Source organism: Lentzea sp. NPDC036949, from assembly GCF_055608075.1.
The window spans coordinates 73335-93303 of the sequence record NZ_JBVJRA010000007.1; the positions used below are offsets into that span (position 1 = coordinate 73335).

The 19969-nt window shown below is 71.5% G+C and carries 24 protein-coding genes and 1 tRNA gene; 17 read left to right on the forward strand and 8 right to left on the reverse strand.

Annotation, left to right across the window (positions count from 1 at the left end):
- Window positions 1-141 precede the first annotated feature (141 nt).
- The 4 genes from ACZ7CD_RS20630 (at window position 142) to ACZ7CD_RS20645 (ending at window position 3123) form a co-directional block, all read left to right on the forward strand.
- Complete coding sequence (locus ACZ7CD_RS20630) at window positions 142-663, forward strand: hypothetical protein (RefSeq protein WP_470379507.1); 522 nt, start codon at window positions 142-144, stop codon at window positions 661-663.
- A gap of 114 nt (window positions 664-777) precedes the next feature.
- Window positions 778-1719 (forward strand): DUF1996 domain-containing protein, encoded by a 942-nt coding sequence (locus ACZ7CD_RS20635; protein ID WP_360392475.1) that lies wholly within the window; start codon window positions 778-780, stop codon window positions 1717-1719.
- A gap of 142 nt (window positions 1720-1861) precedes the next feature.
- Window positions 1862-2413 carry a sigma-70 family RNA polymerase sigma factor gene (locus ACZ7CD_RS20640; protein WP_360392473.1) on the forward strand — a complete coding sequence of 184 codons (552 nt, stop codon included), beginning with the start codon at window positions 1862-1864 and terminating at the stop codon, window positions 2411-2413.
- Complete coding sequence (locus ACZ7CD_RS20645) at window positions 2410-3123, forward strand: anti-sigma factor family protein (protein WP_360392470.1); 714 nt, start codon at window positions 2410-2412, stop codon at window positions 3121-3123. The genes ACZ7CD_RS20640 and ACZ7CD_RS20645 overlap by 4 nt, the downstream gene beginning before the upstream one ends.
- A 49-nt stretch (window positions 3124-3172) precedes the next feature.
- Here ACZ7CD_RS20645 and ACZ7CD_RS20650 read toward each other — a convergent pair whose 3' ends face one another.
- The 4 genes from ACZ7CD_RS20650 to speB all read right to left on the reverse strand — a co-directional run bounded on the left by ACZ7CD_RS20650 (window position 3173) and on the right by speB (window position 8185).
- Window positions 3173-4117, reverse strand: coding sequence for a zinc-binding dehydrogenase (locus ACZ7CD_RS20650; RefSeq protein ID WP_470379508.1), 945 nt, complete (start codon window positions 4115-4117; stop codon window positions 3173-3175).
- Window positions 4118-4162: 45 nt separating this feature from the next.
- The gene (locus ACZ7CD_RS20655) at window positions 4163-5551 is read right to left on the reverse strand and encodes an aminobutyraldehyde dehydrogenase (protein ID WP_470379509.1); all 1389 of its coding nucleotides are present in this window, start codon (window positions 5549-5551) and stop codon (window positions 4163-4165) included.
- Complete coding sequence (locus ACZ7CD_RS20660; RefSeq protein WP_470379633.1) at window positions 5548-7155, reverse strand: thiamine pyrophosphate-binding protein; 1608 nt, start codon at window positions 7153-7155, stop codon at window positions 5548-5550. The genes ACZ7CD_RS20655 and ACZ7CD_RS20660 overlap by 4 nt, the downstream gene beginning before the upstream one ends.
- Window positions 7156-7246: 91 nt before the next feature.
- Entirely contained in the window at window positions 7247-8185 is a 939-nt protein-coding gene (speB, locus tag ACZ7CD_RS20665) for an agmatinase (protein ID WP_470379510.1), read from the reverse strand.
- Window positions 8186-8360: 175 nt separating this feature from the next.
- On the opposite strand from speB, the gene ACZ7CD_RS20670 reads away from it, so the two are divergent.
- From ACZ7CD_RS20670 to ACZ7CD_RS20710, 9 genes are all read left to right on the forward strand, one after another.
- Complete coding sequence (locus ACZ7CD_RS20670; protein WP_470379511.1) at window positions 8361-9704, forward strand: PucR family transcriptional regulator; 1344 nt, start codon at window positions 8361-8363, stop codon at window positions 9702-9704.
- A 142-nt stretch (window positions 9705-9846) separates the two neighbouring features.
- Window positions 9847-9918 (forward strand) — tRNA-Glu (locus ACZ7CD_RS20675).
- 119 nt (window positions 9919-10037) lie between these two features.
- The gene (locus ACZ7CD_RS20680; RefSeq protein WP_360392455.1) at window positions 10038-10715 is read left to right on the forward strand and encodes an SAM-dependent methyltransferase; all 678 of its coding nucleotides are present in this window, start codon (window positions 10038-10040) and stop codon (window positions 10713-10715) included.
- Window positions 10716-10741: 26 nt separating this feature from the next.
- Window positions 10742-10870 (forward strand): hypothetical protein, encoded by a 129-nt coding sequence (locus ACZ7CD_RS20685; RefSeq protein ID WP_360392453.1) that lies wholly within the window; start codon window positions 10742-10744, stop codon window positions 10868-10870.
- On the forward strand, window positions 10867-11169 hold the full coding sequence (locus ACZ7CD_RS20690; RefSeq protein ID WP_458430950.1) for a hypothetical protein: 303 nt from the start codon (window positions 10867-10869) through the stop codon (window positions 11167-11169). The genes ACZ7CD_RS20685 and ACZ7CD_RS20690 overlap by 4 nt, the downstream gene beginning before the upstream one ends.
- Window positions 11170-11205: 36 nt before the next feature.
- Complete coding sequence (locus ACZ7CD_RS20695; protein WP_360392448.1) at window positions 11206-11868, forward strand: DUF4383 domain-containing protein; 663 nt, start codon at window positions 11206-11208, stop codon at window positions 11866-11868.
- A gap of 107 nt (window positions 11869-11975) precedes the next feature.
- Window positions 11976-12659 carry a M50 family metallopeptidase gene (locus ACZ7CD_RS20700; protein WP_470379512.1) on the forward strand — a complete coding sequence of 228 codons (684 nt, stop codon included), beginning with the start codon at window positions 11976-11978 and terminating at the stop codon, window positions 12657-12659.
- An 88-nt stretch (window positions 12660-12747) separates the two neighbouring features.
- The gene (argS, locus tag ACZ7CD_RS20705; protein WP_470379513.1) at window positions 12748-14481 is read left to right on the forward strand and encodes an arginine--tRNA ligase; all 1734 of its coding nucleotides are present in this window, start codon (window positions 12748-12750) and stop codon (window positions 14479-14481) included.
- An 82-nt stretch (window positions 14482-14563) separates the two neighbouring features.
- Window positions 14564-14860, forward strand: coding sequence for a WhiB family transcriptional regulator (locus ACZ7CD_RS20710; RefSeq protein WP_360392440.1), 297 nt, complete (start codon window positions 14564-14566; stop codon window positions 14858-14860).
- Window positions 14861-14973: 113 nt separating this feature from the next.
- Here the strand turns inward: ACZ7CD_RS20710 and ACZ7CD_RS20715 are convergent, their stop codons facing one another.
- Together ACZ7CD_RS20715 and ACZ7CD_RS20720 are read right to left on the reverse strand one after the other, a co-directional pair.
- Window positions 14974-15705, reverse strand: a complete 732-nt coding sequence (locus tag ACZ7CD_RS20715) for a SigB/SigF/SigG family RNA polymerase sigma factor (protein ID WP_360392696.1) — start codon at window positions 15703-15705, stop codon at window positions 14974-14976.
- A gap of 137 nt (window positions 15706-15842) precedes the next feature.
- A complete protein-coding gene (locus tag ACZ7CD_RS20720) occupies window positions 15843-16253 on the reverse strand; it encodes an ATP-binding protein (protein WP_458430953.1) in 411 nt (136 codons plus the stop codon).
- A 146-nt stretch (window positions 16254-16399) separates the two neighbouring features.
- Here ACZ7CD_RS20720 and ACZ7CD_RS20725 point away from each other — a divergent pair, with 146 nt between their 5' ends.
- Window positions 16400-17083, forward strand: a complete 684-nt coding sequence (locus tag ACZ7CD_RS20725) for an ATP-binding protein (protein WP_360392435.1) — start codon at window positions 16400-16402, stop codon at window positions 17081-17083.
- Window positions 17084-17163: 80 nt separating this feature from the next.
- Here the strand turns inward: ACZ7CD_RS20725 and ACZ7CD_RS20730 are convergent, their stop codons facing one another.
- Together ACZ7CD_RS20730 and ACZ7CD_RS20735 are read right to left on the reverse strand one after the other, a co-directional pair.
- Window positions 17164-17514 (reverse strand): STAS domain-containing protein, encoded by a 351-nt coding sequence (locus ACZ7CD_RS20730; RefSeq protein WP_360392432.1) that lies wholly within the window; start codon window positions 17512-17514, stop codon window positions 17164-17166.
- 147 nt (window positions 17515-17661) lie between these two features.
- On the reverse strand, window positions 17662-18330 hold the full coding sequence (locus ACZ7CD_RS20735) for an ANTAR domain-containing protein (RefSeq protein ID WP_360392430.1): 669 nt from the start codon (window positions 18328-18330) through the stop codon (window positions 17662-17664).
- Window positions 18331-18583: 253 nt separating this feature from the next.
- On the opposite strand from ACZ7CD_RS20735, the gene ACZ7CD_RS20740 reads away from it, so the two are divergent.
- The 3 genes from ACZ7CD_RS20740 (at window position 18584) to gcvH (ending at window position 19916) form a co-directional block, all read left to right on the forward strand.
- Window positions 18584-18787, forward strand: a complete 204-nt coding sequence (locus tag ACZ7CD_RS20740) for a hypothetical protein (protein ID WP_360392427.1) — start codon at window positions 18584-18586, stop codon at window positions 18785-18787.
- Between the two features lie 121 nt (window positions 18788-18908).
- Window positions 18909-19490, forward strand: a complete 582-nt coding sequence (locus ACZ7CD_RS20745; RefSeq protein WP_360392425.1) for a CDP-alcohol phosphatidyltransferase family protein — start codon at window positions 18909-18911, stop codon at window positions 19488-19490.
- A gap of 42 nt (window positions 19491-19532) precedes the next feature.
- A complete protein-coding gene (gcvH, locus tag ACZ7CD_RS20750) occupies window positions 19533-19916 on the forward strand; it encodes a glycine cleavage system protein GcvH (protein WP_360392422.1) in 384 nt (127 codons plus the stop codon).
- Window positions 19917-19969: the final 53 nt, after the last annotated feature.

Below are 19969 nucleotides of genomic sequence, written 5' to 3' on the forward strand. Positions count from 1 at the left end.
ATGGCCTGCTCAGCGGCCCGGTCAAGAACGCACTTCGGGACTGATCACCTTTCTGTGTCCACGGTGAACCAACTTCCTCCGCGACCCGTTCTGAAGGTGTCGGTCACCGCGAGAGCGCGGTACTGCGGAAGAGGAGAAGAAGTGCGGCGTTCCCGCGTTCCGTGCCCGTTGCCGAGGGATGAGCTACCACCGGAGGTCTCGCTCGACGGTCCCCCGCCGAACGCGGACCACGTCCTGCAGCGCACGTTGGGCACGGTCCGCCAAGAGAGAGATCACGCCGTGCGGCGCCGAGGACGCATCACGGCACTGACGACGACCTTCGTGGTCACGGGTGTGCTGGCTGGGGGAGTGTGGCTGGGACACGGCTCCGAGGCCGCTGACGCGGTCCTGCGGGGCACCTCGTCCGAGGGGGCGCATCTGGCCGTGGCGGTCACCGACACCGAGGGCGGGCTGCGGCTCGTCGCGACGGTCGACGGCGTGCCGGACGGGAAGGCCTGCTGGCTGGTCGTGCACACGAAGGACGGCCGGACGTTCACCGCCGGCTCCTGGCGTGCGGACGAGGGCGAGGTCACGCTGGCCGGGTCGGCGATGGTCCGCGCGGCGGACGTGTCCGGGGTGAGCGTGGTCGACCACGACCGGCAGCCGCTGATCACGGCGGGCTGACCTCGGCGTTCCTGACCGCACGGGCGGATCTCCCACGCCACCCGGCCGGTGTGGGAGACCCCGGGGCGGAACCCCGGTCTGTCGCCGCCGCACCGCACAGGGCAGGCTGGTGCCGTGGCACCGACCAGACCGACGACCGTCGTCGTCGCGGTGCTCGCGGTGATCGTCGTCGTGGCCGCCGGGGTCGTGCTCCTGGGCGGCACCTCGAACGGCACGCCCGGCGCCGACATGTTCGTGAGCGAGCTCGACCACGCGTGGACCGAGCCGGACACCCCCGGCGTGGTGATCCGCTGCGGCACCAACGAGAAGCGCCACCTCAACGCCGACAACCCGGTCGTGTCGCCCGGCATCCCGTTCGGCGCGCACCACACCCACGAGTACGTGGGCAACGAGTCGGCCGACGCGATGTCGACGAACGCCTCTCTCGCACAGGCCTCGTCCACGTGCGAGGAGGACGACCGCTCCACCTACTACTGGCCGGTGCTGCGGCTCACCGACGGAACGGGTCACGACGCGCACGCCGACGGCGGTGGCCTGCACGGCAACACCGGCGAGGTGCTGCCCCCGGCGAGCGTGGAGGTCCGCTACGACGGCAGCCCGGTCAGCGACGTGCTGCCGATGCCGCGGTTCCTGCGCCTGATCACCGGTGACCCGACCGCGTTCACCACCGGCTACGGCCCGAACGCGCGGGCCAGGTGGGGCTGCGCCGACCAGCCGGACCGGTACACGACGAAGTACCCGCTGTGCGCGCCGGGCGTGCGGACCCTGCGCACCTACGACTTCCCGAGCTGCTGGGACGGCAACAACACCGACAGCGCCTCGCACCGCACGCACGTGGTGTTCGCGTCGGCCGGGGGCGCGTGTCCGCCCAAGACGTTCCCCGTTCCGCGCCTGCACGTCACCGTCGGCTACGAGATCCCCGCGGGCCGCCCGTTCGCGATCGACAGCTTCGCCGAGGAGCTGCGCGACCCGGCGACCGACCACGGCATGTTCATCAACGTCATGCCCGACGCGGCGATGCGGGAGCTGGCCGCGCACCTGAACCGGATGCGGTGAGCCGCGGCGCCGCCACCGCTACCATCCGCCTCACTTTCGTCGGAACTCCGTTGAACCGAAGCCCGTGCCCGCTCGTGTGTCGGCTGAGGTCTTGGAACAGGACGCCCACACGAGGTGTTCGTGGGCGGGGAGGAGTGGGTGGATGGCGGCTTTGTTCTCCCGCAAACGGGAGACAGCGGCCGACGAGGCACTGATCCGGTCGCTCTACGAGGAGCACGGTCGGGCGCTGCTGGCGTACGCGACGCGGTTGACCGGCGACCGGGCGGCGGCCGAGGACGTGGTCCAGGAGACCCTCGTCCGCGCGTGGCGCCACCCCGACGCCCTCGTGAACGGCAAGGGATCGGTGCGCGGCTGGCTGTTGACCGTCGCGCGCAACATCGTCACCGACCGGGTGCGCGCGAAGGCGGCGCGCCCGCAGGAGGTGGCCGAGTCGCCGGCGACGCCCCCGGTCGAGCGCGACCACGCGGACCAGGTGGTCGACTCGGTGGTGGTGCTCGAAGCGCTCGACCGGTTGTCGTCCGACCACCGGGACGTGCTGATGGAGATCTACTTCCGCGGCCGCAGCGTCACGGAGGCGGCACAGGCCCTGGGGGTGCCACCGGGAACGGTGAAGTCCAGGTCGTATTACGCGTTGCGGGCCCTGAGGGAGACGTTCGGCGGTCAGCAGGTCGCACTGAAGGGGGTGGCCGGATGACCACGCAGCACGATCCGCAGCTGCTCGGTGCCTACGTCCTCGGAGCACTCGACGAGCAGGAGGTGCGCGAGGTGGAGCAGCACCTGGCTTCCTGCCCCGGCTGCACCCGTGAGCTGGAGGACCTCCGCGCCATGGAGGCCTTCCTCGGCGAGGTGCCACCGGAGGCGATGCTCGACGGCCCGCCGGAGGGCGGAGATCTGGTGTTGCAGCGCACCTTGCGCCAGGTGCGCTCGGAACGCGGCGGTGTCGCCCGCCGCCGCCAGATCACCCTGGGAGCCGCCGCCGCGGTGGTGGCCGCCCTGGTCCTGGGTGCCGGTGTCTTCGTCGGCAAGGCCACCTCGCCCGGCGGCGACGGCGGCATCGCCCAGCCGACCCAGAGCGTCGCCCCCGACCCGGCGGGCACGAAGCTCGCCACGGCCACCGACGCGGTGACCGGTGCGTCGATGACCGTGAAGGTCGTCCCGGCCACCGGCTGGGTGCGGACCAACTTCGCGATCGCGGGCATCCCCGAGGGCGAGAAGTGCCGCATCTTCGTGGTGGCCAAGGACGGCACCCGGCAGGAGGCGGGCTCCTGGCTCGTCTCGAAGAAGGGTGCGGCCGAGGGCACGAACCTCGACGGGTCCGCGCTGGTCGCGCCGAACGACGTCAAGTCCGTCGTCGTCGAGAACACCGCGGGCAAGAAGTTCGTCGAGGTGCCGGTCCAGGCCTGACGGAGCGCTGGTGCAGGGGCCGTTCCCGTTCGCGGGAACGGCCCCTCCTTCACGGCTTGAGCACCACTTTGCCCACGGTGGCACGGGACTCCAGCGCCTCGTGCGCCCGTGCCGCGTCCTTGAGCGCGAACGGCGGGTTGACCGCGGGCACGAACCGCCCGCTCGCCAGCCCGGCCATCGACTCGTCCTCCAGCGCCCGCAGCCCGCGCCGCAGCAGCCCCGGCCCCAGCGCGACCACCGCGGTCAGCGACTTCGGGTACAGGTTGTCGACGCTGGTGTCGGTGGCCGTCCCGGACGCCCAGCCGTAGATGATCGTGCGCCCGCCGACGCCGAGCGTCCTCAGCGCCGCCGTGCCGACCTCGCCGCCGACGCCGTCGAGCACGACGGTGATGTCCTTGAGCGCGTCGCCCCAGCCGGGCCGGGTGTAGTCGATGGCGGCGTCGGCGCCGTTGGCCATCACGTGGTCGAGCTTCGTGCCCGACGCGAGCCCGATCACCTGGGCACCCACGGCGCGCGCCTCCTGCACGAACAACGTGCCCATGCCGCCCGCCGCGGACGTCACCAGGACCACGTCGTCCGCCGTCAGCCGGGCCACGTCCAGCACGCCGACCACCGTGCGGCCGGTGCCGATCATCGCGACGGCCGCCTCGAACGAGACGTCGTCGGGCACCGGGTGCAGCGCCTCCACCGCGGCGACGGCGAGTTCGGCGTACCCGCCACCGCCCATGCCGAGGTGGGTCACGACCCGGCGCCCGACCCAGTCGCTCGTCACCCCGGCACCGACCGCGGTGACGACGCCCGCGACCTCGCGCCCCGGGGTCGTCGGGAAGTCGACGGGCCCGAACCCGCCCTTGCGGATGATGGTGTCGACGAAGTGGACGCCGGAGGCGGCCACGGTGACGCGCACCTGACCGGGACCGGGCTCCGGGTCAGGCACCTCCTCGAAGCGCAGGTTCTCCGCCGGACCGAACTCGTGCTGCCGAATCGCGAACATGGCACGAACGCTAGGAGCTCCAGCTAAGTGGAGGTCAACAGCGCGTCAGTGCGCGATCATCACGTGCTTCACGCGCGTGTAGTCCTCCAGGCTGTGCATCGACAGGTCCTTGCCGTAACCGGAAGCCCCGAACCCGCCGTGCGGCATCTCCGACGCCACCAGTCCGTGCGTGTTCACCCACACGATGCCGAAGTCGAGCCGGGCGCTCACCGCGGTGGCACGGCCGACGTCCCGCGTCCACACGGACGACGCCAGCCCCTGCGGGACGCCGTTGGCCAGCGCCACGGCCTCGTCGTCGGAGGTGAACGGCTGCACGGTGATCACCGGCGCGAACGCCTCCTCCTGGACGAGCTCGTCGTCCTGGGACAGGCCGGACACCACCGTGGGCTCCAGGTGGAACCCGGCAGAGCCGTGCCGCTTCCCTCCACAGTGGACCGTCCCGGTGGTCCGGGAGAGCAGCCCGAGCACGCGGTCGAGCTGGGCCTGCGAGTTCAGCGGCCCGAAGTCCGTTCCTGGCACCTGTGCCGAGGCGGCCCGCACCAACGCCGTGACGAGCTCGTCGTGCACCGCGGTGTGCACCAGCACGCGGGACGCGGCGGTGCAGTCCTGCCCGGCGTTGTAGAACGCCGCTGCCACAACGCCTTCCGCCGTCGCGGTGACGTCCACGTCGTCGAAGACGAGCACCGGCGCGTTGCCGCCGAGCTCCAGGTGCAGGCGCTTCACCGTCGTGGCCGCGGACCGGGCCACCTCGACGCCGGCGCGGGTGGAGCCGGTCAGCGACACCATCGCCGGCACCGGGTGCTCGACCAGCAGCCGGCCGGTGTCGCGGTCGCCCAGGACGACGTTGAACACGCCCGGCGGCAGCACCCGTGCGGCCAGCGACGCGAGCAGCACCGTGGACGACGGGGTGGTGTCGGCGGGCTTGAGGACCACCGTGTTGCCCGCGGCCAGCGCCGGGGCGATCTTCCACACGGCCATCATCAGCGGGTAGTTCCACGGGGTGATCTGCGCGATCACCCCGACCGGCTCGCGGCGCTGGTAGGAGGTGTGGCCCGGCAGGTACTCGCCGGCCGCGGCGGTGCCCAGCGCGCGGGCGGCGCCCGCGAAGAAGCGGAGCTGGTCGGCGCACTGGGGGACCTCCTCGTCCAGCAGCACCGAGCGGATCTTGCCGGTCTCGCGGACCTCGGCGTCGGCGAGGGCGTCCGCGTTCGCCTCGACCAGGTCGGCGAGCTCCAGCAGGGCCCGCTGGCGGTCCGCCGGGGTGGTGCGCGACCAGCCGGGGAACGCGGCGGCGGCAGCAGCGACGGCGGCGTCGACCTCGGCGGCGCGGGAGAGGGCGGCGCGGCCGGTCTCCAGGCCCGTCGCGGGGTCGACGAGCGGCGAGGTGGCCGCGGCCGGGGCGGAGGTGCCGTTGACGAGGTTCGCGACGATCACGGGTGCTCCAGGTGCGTGGGGGCGAACATGCGCAGCACGGCGGGCAGGACCACCACGTGCGGTCCGCCGTCCGCGAAGGCCTTGGCGAGGTCCTCCCGCAGCGTCCCGGGGGTGCTGCGGGTGGCGGGCACGCCGAACGACGCGGCCAGCGCGACGAAGTCCGGGCGGGCCAGCTCGGTGCCGGTGGCCTGGCCGAAGGCGTCGGTCATGTACTCGCGCAGGATGCCGTAGCCGCCGTCGTCGACGATCAGCCACACCACGCGCGACCCGTGCTGGGCGGCGACCGCCAGCTCGGAGATGCCGTACATGGCACCGCCGTCTCCGGAGACCGCGAGCACCGGTCCGCCGCCCGCCGCTGCGACCCCGAGTGCGGCGGGGAAGCCGTAGCCGAGGCCGCCCGCGCCCTGGGCGGAGAACTGCGCACCACCGCGCGGGTCCCAGGCCGACCAGGCCCAGTAGCCGAGGATCGTCATGTCCCAGCAGGTCGGGGTGCCGTCGGGCACGGCGGCGCGCACCGCGTGCAGCACCTCCAGCTCCAGGTCGAGGTCCTGACCGCGCAAGCGTTCGCGCACCTGGGACAGCAGCTCGGCGACGCGGCGCTCGGCAACGCCGTCGGCGGCCCTGGCCGTGACACCGGAGACCAACGCGCGCAGGGCGAGGCGTGCGTCGGCGTGGATGCCCAGCGCGGGGTAGTTCGCCTCCAGCTTGCCGAGGTCCGCCTCGACCTGGACCACCGTGCCGCGCGGCCGGAACGTGCGGTAGTTGCTGGACAGCTCGCCGAGGCCGGAGCCGGCCACCAGCAGCACGTCCGCGTCGGCCAGGAACTCCGTGGTGTGCCGGTCCTCCAGCCACGACTGCGCCGACAGCGGGTGCTCCCACGGGAAGTTGCCCTTGCCGCCGAACGTGCTGACGACCGGCGCGCGCAGCTTCTCGGCCAGCTCCACCAGCTCCGGCCCGGACGCTCCACCGCCGGCCAGGACCACCGGCCGTTCAGCACCGTCCAGCAACCGCACCGCTTCCGCGACCAGCTCCGGCCGCGGGGGCAGCGCGCGCGGCGACCACGACACCGACGTCACCGGCGGAACCCCGGCCGGTCCGAGCAGCACGTCCTGCGGGATCTCCAGCCACACGGGCCCGTGCGGTGCCGTCAGCGCGATCTCCCACGCTTCGGCCAACGCCGACGGGATCTGCGACGCACGCCGGACAACGCGCGCGTGCTTCACGATGTGGCGGAACGACGCCAGCTGGTCCGTCAGCTCGTGCAGGTACCCGCCGCGCACGCCACCAAGGCCCGCCAACGGGATCTGCGACGAGATGCCCAGCACGGGCGCCGATGCGGCCGCTGACTCCTGCAGACCGGCCAACGTCTGCAGGGCACCCGGCCCGGTCGACACGAGCAACGGCGTGACGGACCTCGTGATCCGCGCGTGGCCGTCGGCGGCGAACGCGGCGTTGACCTCGGTCCGGCTGCCGACGTACCGCAGCTTCGAGCGCCGCACCGCGTCGAACAGGCCGAGGGCGTGCTGGCCGGGGATGCCGAAGACGGTGCTCGCGCCCAAAGCCTCCAACGTCTCGACGACGACGTCACCGCCGGTGCGGGACACGGTCACGCGCTCTCCTTCAAGGACATCAGCGACACCAGGTCGTAGGCCACCGTGTGCACTGTCTGCCACAGACGTGATGGTCGCGTGGTGATCACGTGCTCTCCTTCAACGACATCAGCGACACCAGGTCGTAAGCCACGTGCGAGGCTGCCACAGACGTGATGTCCGCGTGGTCGTAGGCCGGGGCGACCTCGACCACGTCCGCGCCGACCAGGTTCAGCCCCCGCAGCCCGCGCAGGACCTCCAGCAGCTCCCGCGACGTCATCCCGCCCGCCTCGGGCGTCCCGGTGCCGGGGGCGTGCGCCGGGTCCAGCACGTCGATGTCGATCGACACGTACACGGGTCGTGCCCCGATGCGGTGCCGCAGCGCGTCGACCGTCTCGTCGACACCGCGCCGCAGGACGTCCGACGACGTGATGATGCCGAACCCGAGCCGCCGGTCGTCCTCCAGGTCCTTCTTGCCGTACAACGGCCCGCGCGTGCCGACGTGGGAGATCGCCTCCGTGTCGAGGACCCCTTCCTCGACCGCGCGGCGGAACGGCGTCCCGTGCGTGTAGGGCTCGCCGAAGTACGTGTCCCAGGTGTCGAGGTGCGCGTCGAAGTGCAGCAGCGCAACGGGTCCGTGGATGCGTGACACCGTCCGCAGCAACGGCAGCGCGATCGTGTGGTCACCGCCGATGGTCACCAGCCTGGTGCCCTCGGCCTGCAACGCCGATGCCGCGCCCTCGATCGTCTCGATCGCCGCGCCGATGTGGAACGGGTTGACCGCGATGTCCCCGCCGTCCGCGACCTGCACGCGTTCGAACGGCGACACGTCCAGGCCGGGGTGGTAGGGCCTCAGCAGCCGGGACGCCTCCCGCACCGCCGCCGGGGCGAACCGCGCGCCCGGCCGGTAGGAGACACCGGTGTCGAACGGGACCCCCACCACCGCGACGTCCGCGTGCGCCACCTGGTCCAGGCGCGGCAGCCGGGCGAAGGTCGCCGGGCCCGCGTACCGGGGGACCTGCGAGGAGTCGACGGGGCCGATCATGGCTTCACCAGTTCCTTCCCTGTTGCGCGTCCTGCCACCCACCGGAGATCCCGAGCACGTGAGCGGCGATCACCGCGTGGTCGAGGTCCACTGCCGGAACTCCTCGGGTTGCAACAGTAGGAACGCGGGCTGGCGCCGGTAAGCGGTTGCTCTGCACAATCCCGGGCTTGTGGTTGTGCAAACCGTCCCGTTGCGGGCGCTCGTGGCGCGTGCCGAGCTCGGGCTGACCGTCCTGTGCGGATCGTCCGGGCTGGACCGGCCGGTCCGCTGGGCGCACGTGTCCGAGCTGGCCGACCCGGCGCCGTACCTGGTCGGCGAGGAGCTGCTGCTCACCGCCGGGGTGCGGTTCCCGGGCGACGTGCCCGCCTACGTGGCCGGGCTGGTGTCCTCCGGTGTCACCGCGATCGGGTTCGGCGTCGAACCGGAGTTCCCGGCGGTGCCGCCGTCGCTGGTGCGAGCCTGTGCGGACCAGGGGATGCCGCTGCTGGCCGTGCCGCCGTCGACGCCGTTCCTGGCCGTGTCGCGGGCGCTGGGCGCGTTGCTCGCGGAGATCACCGTGCGGGAGCAGCGGATGCTGGCCGAGGGCCAGCGCGCGCTCACCCGTGCCGCGACCCGCGTGCGGCCGGTGGAGTCGGTGCTGGCCGTGCTCGCCACCGTGCTGGGGTGCCGCGCCGAGCTGGTGGACCCCGCGACCGCACCGGACGACGTGGCGTCCCTCGTGGACCGGGTCGCGTCGGGCACCGGCCCCCGTTCTGCCTCCACCAGGGTGGGTGACGACCACGTGACGCTCGACCCGGTCGAGGCCGCGGTGCTCGTGGTGCGCAGGCCGGTCGCGCTCTCGCCGGCCGAACGGGCCGTCGTCGCCGTCGCGCTCGCGTTGCTGGGGCTGCTGCGCCGCGACGTCGAGGGGGAGCGCGGGCGGATCGCGCGCCTCGCGGCGGCGGCCCTGCTGCGCGCGGAGGCCACCGGCGTGGAGGACGTGCTGGGGCCTGGCCCGCACCGGGTGGTGGCGGGGCGGTCGCGGGAGGACCACGACGTGCTGGCCCGGCGGTACGGGCCGCTGGTGTCGAAGCTCGGGGACGGGTTCCTCGCGCTGGTGCCGGCCGGGTTCGCGGTGTCCGGTCCGGTCGGCGTCTCCTCGCCGGTGCCCGCCGGAGTGCCGTCCGCCGCGGCCTTCGGTGCCGCCGCGGCCGAGGCCTCGGGGCTGCTGGCACGCGCAGTGGCGACCGGTTCCCCCGCCCTGCCCGCGTCCGATCTGACGTCCCTGCTGGACCCGGCGGTGGCGGCCGCGTTCGCCCGCAGGGAGCTGGCGGCGCTGCTCGGAAGGCCGGAGCTGGTCGAGACGCTGAGGGCCTGGCTGGGCCGGCACGGCAGCTGGGACCGCACCGCCGAGGTGCTCGGCGTGCACCGCAACAGCGTCCGGCACCGCATCGCCCACGTCGAACGGCTGCTCGGCCGCGACCTCGGGTCAGCCGACGCGCGGGCCGCGCTGTGGCTCGCGCTGACGTGGCTCGATTAATTACTTTGCGGGCCGTCAGGTGGTCGGTCATGATTGTTGCATGATCCGAGCAGATGAATGGACCGGAGCTCCGGCCAAGCTGTGAGCAGCTGAAACGCCTTCTATGAATTACCTTCGAGCATTTCTTTTAATGCTCGTCCTCGGCGTGTTCGTCCAGTGGTCAGGACGTCGGACTCTCAATCCGGAAACACGGGTTCGATTCCCGTGCGCGCTACGTGGCCCGGTCTCCGTGGGGTGGACCGGGCCCGCCGTCAACCGGGTGAATGTCAGACGGACCCAAAGAATCTTCGAAAACTTCGCCCGAATGGTCTAGGCGCCAGTTACGCTCTGCGAATGGCTGCGGTCCCCGCCTTCGCGCGTTACGAGGTCGACGTACGTCGGCCGAACGCCGCGCGGATCCACGACTACTACCTGGGTGGCGCGCACAACTACGCCGCCGACCGCGCGTTCGCCAAGCAGGCGGTCCGGATCGACCCGGAGCTGCCGCTCGTCACCAGGGCCCACCGGCTCTTCCTGCGCCACGCCGTCCGGCACTGCTGGGAGTCCGGCGTCCGCCAGTTCCTCGACCTGGGCTCCGGCATCCCGACGTGCGGCGCGACGCACCAGACGCTGCCCGACGCCCGCGTGGTCTACGTCGACTCCGACCAGGTGACCGCCACGTTCGCCCGCGGCCTGCTGCGCGGCGAGCCGCGGGCGTGCGCGATCCAGGCCGACCTGCGCCGGCCGGAGCAGGTGCTGCGGCACCCCGGCGTGCTGTCCCACCTGGACCTGCGCGAGCCCTACGCCGTGCTGATGGTGGACGTCCTGCGCTACGTCGACGACGCCACCGGCCCCGGCCGGGTCGTCCGCCGCTACCGGCACGCGCTGCCCGCGGGCGGCTTCCTCGTCGTCTCCCACCCGCAGCCGGTCGAGGCGCTGCTGGACGGGCTGGAGGTCGAGGCGCCGTGCGTGGTCCCCGGCGCGTACGCGGGCATCGGGCGCAAGCCGCAGGCGGTGCCCGGCCGTATCTGACGACCCGTGCTGTCCTCTTTGAGTACGTGCGAGTCGGCATCGACGTTGACGACGCGGCGATCGACGGGCAGGACGCGCTGCTCGCCGCGCGCACCGGAGCCGTTGCACCTCAGCCGCGTCACGCGGGGCCCACCACCGAGGAGACCGCCGCATGAACCCGACCGATCCTCCCACCGGCACCGAGCTGTGGGCCGTCCTGCACGTCGACGAGTTCCAGTTCCGGCTCGTCAAACCGTGGAACCTCGACACCCTCGCCGCCGCGCTGCGCAACGCCGCCGCACGCGGTTCGCAGGTCGAGGTCCGCGTCCACACCGACCTCGACGCCGAGGCGACCGTGCTGGTCAACCCCGCGCGTGCGCGCGTCGTGCACGTCGCCAAGCGCAACGTCGTGGTGCCGCGCAACGGGGTGCCCGGCGTGGCCGCGCACGGTTTGGCCGAGGTGATGGCGGGGTAGTTCTCCGGCGACCAAGTACGGAGCCTGGAGGGCGTCATGACCCACCGCGTCACTGTCAAGGTCGCCGGTCTGCAACCGGTGCAGGTGCTGGCGGCGCTCGCCGGCATCGCGTTCATCGTGTTCGGCGTCGTGGGCTTCACCCGCACGGGGATCGGCGACTGGACCGCGCACTCGTTCGTGCTCGGGTTCTCCGTGAACGCGCTGCACAACCTGGTGCACGTGGTCGTCGGCGTGCTCGGCCTGGTGATGGCACTCGGTTCCGGCCTCGCCCGGCTGTACGGGTGGCTGCTCTTCCTCGGTTACGGCGCCCTGTTCGTGTGGGGCCTGATGATCACCGGGATCGTCGCGCAGAACCCCGTGTCCGCGGCCGGCAACCCGTTGGCGCTCAACACGAACGACAACTGGCTGCACCTCGGCCTCGCCCTGTTCGGCCTGCTGCTCGCGGTCATGCCCGCCCGCCGCAAGCTGATCGAGGAGGAGCCCGAGCTGCCGGAGCCGCGCGAGGCGCACGACAACCGCCACGACCACGTCCCCGGCACGGTTGCGCACGACCACCTCGGCGACGACCACCGGATCGAGCCCGTCGACCCGGCCGTCAGCCCGCGCACGCAGGAGCCCATCACGAAGGAGCAGGCCGTGGTGGACCCGAAGACCGACCGCGTGGACCGCGACAAGATCTCCGACCGGATCAAGCACTAGCCACAGCTCCCATCCGGACGGACGGACTCCCACACGCACTGTCCGGAGCCGACGCGCCGTGAGCAGCCCACATGCGGCTCTCACGGCGCGTCTGTTTCGATGTCGCGATGCTCTCGGACGAACTGCTCACGCACGAGGTCCTGATCACGTGGGGCACCGCGCTGGCCGCGTTCCTGGCCGTGGCCCCGTCCGCGGTCTGGCGCCTCACCCGCAACGTCATCACCATCGCCCACGAAGGCGGCCACGCACTGGTCGCGGTGCTCACCGGCCGCCGCCTCAGCGGCATCAAGCTGCACTCCGACACCAGCGGCCTCACCGTCTCCCGCGGCAAACCCCGCGGCCCCGGCATGGTCTTCACCGCACTGGCCGGCTACACCGCCCCGTCCCTGCTCGGGTTCGGCGCGGCCCTGCTCATCACCAACGACCAGATCCGCCTGATGCTCTGGATCACCATCGCGTTCCTCGCGGCGATGCTCATCATGATCCGCAACGTCTTCGGCGTGCTGTCCGTCGTGGTCACCGGCGGCGCGTTCTTCTTCATCTCCTTCTACGCCTCACCCGAGGTGCGCGACACCGCCGCGTACGTGTTCGCGTGGTTCCTGCTGCTCGGCGGGGTGCGCCCGGTGTGGGAGCTGCAGGTCAAGCGCTGGCGGCGGCAGGCTCCGCGTTCCGACGCGGACGTGCTGGCGTGGCTGACCGGCGTGCCGGCGCTCGGGTGGGTGACGGTGTTCGGGGCGGTGAGCCTGGCGGCGCTGGTCGGGGGCGGGGCGCTGCTGCTCGGGCGGTGGTGACGCGCGGGCAGCCGGAAGCCTCGGTGCCCTTCTCGTTTGCGGCGGGTGAAATACTGGGAGGCAAAGCCGCGGTCGAGAGGTGGGTTCAGTGCTGCGTGGGGATGTCGGGCTCGAGCTGGGCCAGCGGGTGGCGCGGGCGTTGCGCGCCGCCCTGGACGTGGACATCACCGCGGAGGAAGCGCTGATCCGACCGTCCAACCGAGACGGTGCCGACTACCAGTGCAACGTGGCCATGAGCCTCGCCAAGAAGGTCGGCCGCAACCCCCGCGAGGTGGCGCAGCTGATCGTCGAGCACCTCGACTCGGCCGACGCCGTGGAGACGCCGGAGATCGCCGGGCCGGGGTTCATCAACCTGCGGCTCACCCGCGGGTGGCTGGAGCAGCAGGTCGCGGGTCTGAAGGGGGACGACCGGCTCGGTGTGCCGGTCGTGGAGGAGCCGCGGCGGATCGCGATCGACTACAGCAGCCCGAACGTGGCCAAGGAGATGCACGTCGGCCACGTCCGGTCGACCGTCATCGGGGACGCGTTGTCGCGGCTGCTGGCGTTCGCGGGCCACGAGGTGATCCCGCACAACCACCTGGGCGACTGGGGCACGCCGTTCGGCATGCTGATCGAGCACCTCGTGGACCTCGGGTTCGACGACGAGTTCGAGATCAGCGACCTCAACGGCTTCTACCAGGCAGCGCGGGTCAAGTTCGACAGCGACCCGGCGTTCGCCGACCGGTCGCGGCGGCGGGTCGTGCTGCTGCAAGGCGGGGACGAGGCGACGCTGACGCTGTGGCGGGAGCTCGTCGCGGAGTCACAGCGGCACTTCGACCACATCTACGACGTGCTCGGCATCAAGCTCACCGCCGCCGACACCTACGGCGAGAGCTTCTACAACCCGTTCCTCGCGGACACGATCACCGAGCTGCGGCAGAAGGGGCTCGTCGAGGAGTCCGACGGCGCGCTGTGCGTGTTCCCGCCCGGCTTCAAGGGGCGCGAGGGCGACCGGCAGCCGTTGATCGTGCGCAAGAGCGACGGCGGGTACGGGTACGCGACCACCGACTTCGCGACCGTGCGGTACTGGGTGCGCGAGCGCGAGGTCGACCAGCTGATCTACGTCGTCGGCGCGCCGCAGACGCTGCACTTCCAGATGATCTTCGCGACGTCCCGGCAGGCCGGGTGGCTGGACGACGCGCACACGGCGGTGCACACGCCGTTCGGCACGATCCTGGGCGAGGACGGCAAGACCATCCGCACCCGCGCCGGCGGCACGATCAAGCTCGTCGACCTGCTGACCGAAGCCGTGCAGCACGCCGAGAAGGCCATCCCGGAGACGTCCGAAGTGGAGGGTGCGGAACGCGAGGAGCTCGCCCGCGTCCTCGGCATCGGCGCGGTGAAGTACGCCGACCTGCACAACGACCGCGAGAAGGACTACGTCTTCTCGTGGGAGAAGATGCTGGCCAAGACCGGCGACACGTCCGTGTACGTGCAGTACGCCAACGCGCGCACGCACTCCATCGCGCGCAAGGTCGGTCGTACGGCCCCGCAGGACGCCGCCATCACGCTCGCCGAACAGGCCGAACGCGACCTGGCGCTGAAGCTGTTGCAGCTGCCCACGGCGGTCAGGGCGGCCATCGAGGACCTGGCGCCGCACAAGCTGACGGCCTACCTGTTCGACACGGCCACGGCGCTGTCCACGTTCTACGAGACCTGCTCGGTCATGAAGGCGGAGACGCAGGAGCTGCAGGACTCGCGCCTGCACCTGCTCGCCCTCACGAGCCGCGTGCTCACCCTGGGTCTCGACCTGCTCGGAATTTCCGCCCCCGAGCGGTTGTGACCTGGGCCGAACAGGTTTACCGCCGCACGAGCAGAGGTACGCAGTGATCGCAACTCTTCCGCCCCAGCCTTAGGGAGTCGCGATGACCTGCACGACCCGCCTGCCCAAACCGGTCACCGACGTGTGGGACTGGCAGATGGAGGGGCTGTGCCGCGGCCAGAACAGCGCCATCTTCTTCCACCCCGACAACGAGCGCGGGTACGCCAGGGCAGCGCGTGAGGAGAAGGCCAAGGCCATCTGCTCGCACTGCCCGGTGCTCGCCCAGTGCCGTGCGCACGCCCTCGAGTCCCAGGAGCCCTACGGCGTGTGGGGTGGCATGGGCGAGGACGAACGCCGTCAGATCATCTCGGCGGCCCGCCGCCGTGTCCGCGCCGCCTAGCTTCGCCGCGACCGCAAGTCTGCTTTGCGTCTTCCGGGGCAAGTGATGACGAAACCCCGCGCCCTCGTTTCGGAACGAGGACGCGGGGCCGTGGGAACAACAGCTGTAACCGGTCATTCCTCCAGGACGTCGCGCAGCTGCCGCAGCGTCTTCGCCAGCAGCCGCGACACGTGCATCTGCGAGATGCCGACCTTCTGCGCGATCTGCGTCTGGGTCATGTTGCCGAAGAACCGCATGATCACGATCTTGCGCTCGCGCTCGGGCAGCTTCTGCAGCAGCGGGTGCAACGCCTCCCGCTGCTCGATCATCGCGATCTCCGGGTCCTCCTCGCCGATCGTGTTCCCGAGGGAGATCGACGAGTCGTCCGACATCAGCATGTCGTCCAGGGACGCGCTCTGGTAGGCGTTGCCGGCCGCCAGCCCCTCGTGGACCTCTTCGCGGCTCAGGCCCAGGTGCTCGGCCAGCTCGGACGGCGTCGGCGCGCGACCCAGCGACTGCGACAGCCGCGAGGTGCCCGCGTTGATCGCGAGGTGCAGCTCCTTGAGCCGCCGCGGCATCCGCACCGACCACGACGAGTCGCGGAAGTACTTCCGCACCTCACCCATGATCGTGGGCACCGCGAACGACAGGAAGTCGCTGCCGCGCTCGGGGTCGAACCGGTCGACCGCGTTGATCAGGCCGACCGTCGCCACCTGCACGAGGTCCTCGTGCGGCTCACCGCGGTGGCCGAACCGGCGCGCGATGTGCTGGGCGACCGGGAGGTGCTCGGTGACGAGCCGGTCCCGCAACGTGTCGCGCTTCGGGCCGGCGGGCGTCGCGGCGAGCTCGGCGAACAACGGCGCCAGGTGGTCGTAGTCGCCACCCTTGCCGCTCGTCGACCCGGTCGAGGACTCGGCGACCTCGGCCGGTTCGGTCGTGGCCGCCGTGCCCTGCGCGTTCTCAGCGGTCTCCGAGGCCGTGGCGGTCGCCTCTTCGGAGCCGGTCACTCATCCACCGCCCCTGCCGAGGACTTCACGAGGTCGATGTGGACCACGAACCCCTCGGTCTCGGCGGCGTCGTCCTTCACGGAAGTCTCCACCGAGTCCACCAGCGCGGTCAGCACGCGCCAGCCGAAGCTGCCCTCGTCCGGGCCCGCTGCCGCCTTGGCCGACACCTTCGCGCTCACCCGGACCGCACCCGCGGCGTCGACCGCGAAGTGGCAGCTCAGGACCGCGTCGTCGGCGGCGAGCGTGATCAACGTGGAGCACGTCTCGTCGACCGCGAGCTTGAGGTCCTCGATCGCGTCGAGGTCGAAGTCCTGCCGCATCGCGATGTCCGCGGCTACCGCGCGCGCGATGGAGAGCTGCGTCGGGTCCACTGCCATCCGCAGTTCGACCCCTGACAATTGCGTCACACCCACCTCGTAGTCCGTTCTGCTCTGAAGGCTCTCTGGGCCGGCATGTCACTGCCTTACCCGAACCGATCTCATTTCACACGTGTACTGACCCCGTGCCCAGGGAAATCACCTGCTGGAGGCAGGAGATCAAGGGGAGGAGAGTCGTGCTGGTGCGAGAGGACTTCCTGGCCCTCCGCTTCCCCGCGGACGCACACGAGGTCGGGCCCGTTCGGCACCGGCTGCGTGACTGGTTGCGAGGCGGCGGGTTCACCGACGACGAGGCCGACGACCTCGTCCTCGCGGTGAGCGAAGCGGTCAACAACTCCGTCGAGCACGCCTACCCCGGTTCCGAGCACGGCACGGTCGAGGTGCGCGCCCGCATCGAGAGCGACGGCACGACCGTGGTGGACGTCATCGACCACGGCCGGTGGCGCGTGCCACCACCCGCGCTCACCACGCGCGGCAGGGGACTCCTGCTCATGCGGGAGAGCGTGGACGACGTCGAGATCCACCGCTCGCCGAACGGCACCACCGTGCGGCTGCGCAGGACCCGGTCGCCCGTGCCCGCGACGTACGACACCGCACCCGACTGCCACGTGCATGCCTACGAGACCTCCTCGGGCGTGGTGGCGGTGGTCCGCGGCGACGCGCCCGCCGAGGCGGGACCGTCGTTGCGGCGGAGGCTGGTCACCGCCGCGCGCGGCGGCACCGTGCCGCTGACCGTCGACCTGAGCGGTCTCGGCCCGCGGCGCGAAGGCATCGCGCACGCACTGGCCGAGGTCGCGTCGGCGCTGGCCGCGGCGGGCAACCGGCTCACCGTGGTGCCGGAAGCCCCGCAAGCCCCCTGAGCCCGATGGGTCTCGGCTCAGGCCGGCACGCGCAGTCGTCGTAGTCGTCCCGGGCCGGGTTCGTCCCAGGTCAGGTGGTCTCAGCTCAGGGCGGCGTCCACCGAGTCGTGCACGGCGAGCACCTCGCCCAGCCCGGTGGCCTCCAGCGGACGCGTCACCGCGCGCTTGGTCGCCACGACCTTCAGGGTCGCGTTGCGCTGGGGGGCCAGCCGCGCCGCCTCGACGAGCACGGCGAGTCCGGCGGAACCCAGGAACGTCACGCCGGTCATGTCCACCACGAAGGTGCCACCGTCGGTGAGGCCGTTCACGAGGGCGTCGCGCAGCGTCGGCGCGGACACCATGTCCACCTCGCCGGACACGGCGAGCACCGTGACGCCGTCGGACGGCTGCCGGGCCGACAGCTCAATGGTCTGCGGGTCCTGCACAGTCACCGATCTTCTCCCTACTCGGACCACGGGGAGCCGCCACAGCAGCGGTCCCCACCACGCGGCTGCTGGCTCAACCGCTGCGACATCACCGTACGGGAGAGGTCGCTCGACAGGACAGGTCGCCGCTTCCGTACCCCGGTCGCCGAAGACTCAAACCTGCAACTCCGCCCAAAGTTCGCGAGCGGTGTCATAGGCGGTCCGCGGCGGCACCGTGACGTCCTCACCAGTGTCCTCCAGGTCCCCGCCGACCACGAGCACCAGGGCCGCCGCGACGTCGCGGAGCTTCACGTTCGCGTGCTGGCTGGCCCGCACGAGCAGCTCGAACGCCTCGCCCGGCCGGCATCCCCGCGCACCCACCAGCAGCCCCTTGGCCTGCTCGATGTAGCGCCGGTGCTGCACCATCCGCACCATCTGGTCGGCCCGCAGGACCTCGCCGGCGCAGAACTGCACCACCGCGGCCGCCGTCGCGAGCAGCGGCTCGATCTCCTCGACCACCTTCAGGTCCTCGATGCCAGCCGGGTGGTCCAGGTAGACCGTCAGCACTATCGGTCCGCTGTCACCCCAGCTCCCCGGCACCGCCACCACGTGGTGACCGCCGAGCTCGGCGGTCACCTGCCGCTCGTCGCGGGAGGCGTCGACGAGCGGTCCCTCCCCGGCCTCCACCTGCGCCCGGTCCAGTTCCTGCGCCACGCCGACCGCCCGCAGCACTGCCCCGTCGGGCCACACCGACAGGCCCACCCCGCGGCAGCCGTCGAGCTGCGCGCCGAGGTGGTCGAGCAACCGGGAGAGGAGCTCCGGCCCGAATTTCACCTGGTCCACGCGGACACGTTAGGCCGCGCCGATCGGACTGACGAGATGGGTGGTCATCGGCGCACGACGAACGGTTGCGCGAGCAACGACGTGGCCATCCGCCGCGCTTCGGCCCCGAACAGCTCGGCGCGGCATTTGATCCAGTTAACGCTCCGGACCCGGAACGGACACGTGTTCTGAACCACAGTCAGCCAGAATTCGTTCACAGGGATAACGCCGGAGCCCCGGTGGCCGACATCCCTGATGTCACGGAGGGACTGAGATGAGAACCGCCATGGAGACCGAGCCGCAGCCGGCCGAGCAGCTGCCCACCGCGCCGTGCAGCGTGGTGTGGAGCCGGGGCCACGCGTACGTGCTCGAGGGTTTCCGCGCCCGCTGGGTGGGCCGCGACGACCGCGGTCGCCCGTGCTCGCTCACCGGTGCCGAGATGCAGCGCCGCGGCTGGACGTTCACCCGGACGGCCTGAGCTCCCCCCACCCCACCGGGCCCCGTCCCCCGACCGGCCGCGCAGCTCCTGCGACCACCCGCACCGCGTGCCGTGACGCCATCCGGCAGCCCGTGCGCGACCACTCGTTTAGAGTGCGGGTGTGCGTGACCCGGCTGATCGCCTGCTGACGATTCCGAACCTGCTCAGCGTGTTGCGGCTGGCCGGTGTTCCGCTCTTCCTGTACCTGTTGCTCGGACCCCGCGCCGACGGCTGGGCGCTGCTCGTCCTCGTCTTCGCGGGCCTGTCCGACTGGCTGGACGGCAAGCTCGCCCGCTGGCTGAACCAGATGAGCCGGCTGGGCGCGCTGCTCGACCCGGCCGCCGACCGCCTCTACGTGTTCTGCACGCTGCTGGCGTTCGTGGTCAGGGACATCGTGCCGCTGTGGATCGCACTCGTGCTGGTCGGGCGCGAGGTCGTCGTCGGCATCTGCCTGCTGGTCCTGCGGCAGCGCGGCTGGGGCCCCTTCGAGGTCACCTACCTGGGCAAGGCCGCGACCTTCAACCTGCTGTACGCGTTCCCCCTGCTGCTGCTCGCGCAGGGCGACTCGGCGTGGGCGCAGCTCGCACTCCCGTTCGCCTACGCGTTCACCGCGTGGGGTGCAGCGCTGTACCTGTGGTCGGCGCTTTTGTACGTCTACCAGTTCTTCTCGGCCCTGCGGGTCACTCCCGGAAAGGCCGCGTGAAAAGATCACCCCATACAGGTTCGGCACGAGGAGCGCAGTCAGTTGATTCCCGAGGAGCTTCGTTACACCGAGGAACACGAGTGGGTCGCCACAACAGGTGAGAACACCGTGCGCGTCGGCATCACCGACTACGCCCAGGAACAACTCGGTGACGTGGTCTTCGTCCAGTTGCCCGAGGTCGGTCACACCGTCTCGGCCGGCGACACGTTCGGCGAGGTCGAGTCCACCAAGAGCGTGTCGGACCTCTACTCGCCGCTCGACGGTGAGGTCGTCGCGATCAACGACGCCCTGGTGCAGTCGCCGGAGTCCATCAACTCCGACCCGTACGGCGAGGGCTGGATGGTCGAGCTCCGCCTGAACGACCCCGAGGCGGTCGAGGGGCTCTTGGACGCCGACGGGTACAAGGCGTTGGTGGAGAAGGAGTGACGTCGATCTTTCGCCGGATCTTCGGCCGGAAGGGGAGCCGCTCCTCGGGGGGC